Genomic DNA, 1,576 nt, shown 5'->3' with positions numbered 1-1,576 from the left:
CCCGGATTTTTCGCGGAATGTCGCTTGTTGCGGTGTGTAGATAAGCGAAAGTGCCTGTCCTGCAAGGGATAATTGGACTTGTCTGAGGTTCAAGAATCCTGACGGGAAGGCACTTCGCAGGTGAAGGATATCGCGGTGGCATCGCGGGTGAAAGTGTCCGCCGACGGCCATGGTGTCGTGTCGCATGCCGGGATGGCCATGGTGCGTGAGCTCGCCGACCGCAGTGGGTTATCAGGGCAGGTCACCGCCGCGTTGGCCGATACCTACCGCGGGCCGTGGGTGTATGCGCCCGGCGAAGTGTTCGCTGATCTGGCTGCCGCGGTCGCCGACGGGGCGGACTGCATCGACGCCGTCGGCCAGTTGTGCGGTGACCGTGAGCACGTGTTCGGGGCGAAGGCCTCGACGACCACGATGTGGCGGCTGGTCGACGAACGGATCGACGCCGCGCACTTGCCGCGGGTGCGGGCCGCGCGGGCCGCGGCCCGCGCGGCGGCCTGGGCCGCCGGAGCTGCTCCCGCACCGGGTGGCTGGTTGCACATCGACATCGACGCCACGCTGGTGATCGACCACTCCGACAACAAGGAGAAAGCGACCCCGACCTGGAAGAAGTCCTTCGGGCACCATCCGCTGCTGGCGTTTCTGGACCGCCCGGAAGTCGCCGGTGGGGAAGCCCTGGCCGGGCTGCTGCGCACCGGCCGCGCCGGCTCCAACACCTCCAGTGACCACGTCATCGTCCTGGACCAGGCGTTGGCGTCGCTGCCCGCACCATGGCGACCCGACCCGAGCAGCGACAACGATCCCGACCGACCGAAGGTGCTGGTGCGCTGCGATACCGCCGGGGCCACCCACGACTTCGCCGACGCCTGCCGCACAGCGGGGGTGGGGTTTTCCTTCGGCTACCCCGTCGATTCGCGCGTCCAGGACGCGGTGGACACCCTCAACATCGCCGATAGCTGGTATCCGGCGATCGACACCGACGCCCGGCATCCGCGACGGGGCGTGGGTCGCCGAGGCCACCGGGCTGGTCAACCTGAGCAGCTGGCCGCCAGGCACGCGGCTGATCCTGCGCAAGGAACGCCCCCATCCCGGCGCACAATTGCGGTTCACCGACGCCGACGGGATGCGGGTCACCGCGTTTATCACCGACACCGCGCCCGGTGTCGTGCCCGGCCAGATCGCCGGCCTGGAACTGCGGCACCGCCAGCACGCCCGCGTCGAGGACCGCATCCGCGAACTCAAAGCCAGCGGCCTGGGCAACCTGCCCTGTCACGCGTTCGACGCCAACGCCGCCTGGCCGGAAATCGTCCTGGCCGCAGCCGACCTGGTCACCTGGGCACGACTCATCGGATTCAGCAGCCATCCCGGCCTGGCCCGCGCCGAGATCACCACCTTCCGACACCGGGTCCTGCACGTGGCCGCCCGCATCACCCGAGGCGCCCGTCGAACCCGGCTACGCATCGACGCCACCTGGCGGTGGGCCGCCCTGATCGCGACCGCCTGGCAGGCCATCCGCACCGCCTTCGGATAACCAACAACCCAATCTGACCGCCGATCACGAAAGACCCACTGGCCCTGG

Annotated in this window: 1 protein-coding gene and 1 pseudogene; both read left to right on the top strand. The window is 68.9% G+C overall.

Annotated elements, in window-relative coordinates; translation table 11 throughout:
- Nucleotides 1–192: 192 nt before the first annotated feature.
- Nucleotides 193–1,071 (top strand): annotated as a pseudogene (locus AWC14_RS30150) (transposase); the annotation flags it as partial.
- Nucleotides 959–1,528, top strand: a complete 570-nt coding sequence (locus tag AWC14_RS30145; RefSeq protein WP_428838945.1) for a transposase — start codon at nucleotides 959–961, stop codon at nucleotides 1,526–1,528. The pseudogene AWC14_RS30150 and the gene AWC14_RS30145, both read left to right, overlap by 113 nt.
- Nucleotides 1,529–1,576 lie beyond the last annotated feature (48 nt).

The sequence above is a fragment of the Mycobacterium kyorinense genome (genome assembly GCF_002101735.1).
In the GTDB taxonomy this organism is placed as follows: Bacteria; Actinomycetota; Actinomycetes; order Mycobacteriales; family Mycobacteriaceae; genus Mycobacterium; species Mycobacterium kyorinense.
Note: the sequence above shows the minus strand (reverse complement) of the source record. Positions and strands in the feature narration are given on the sequence as shown.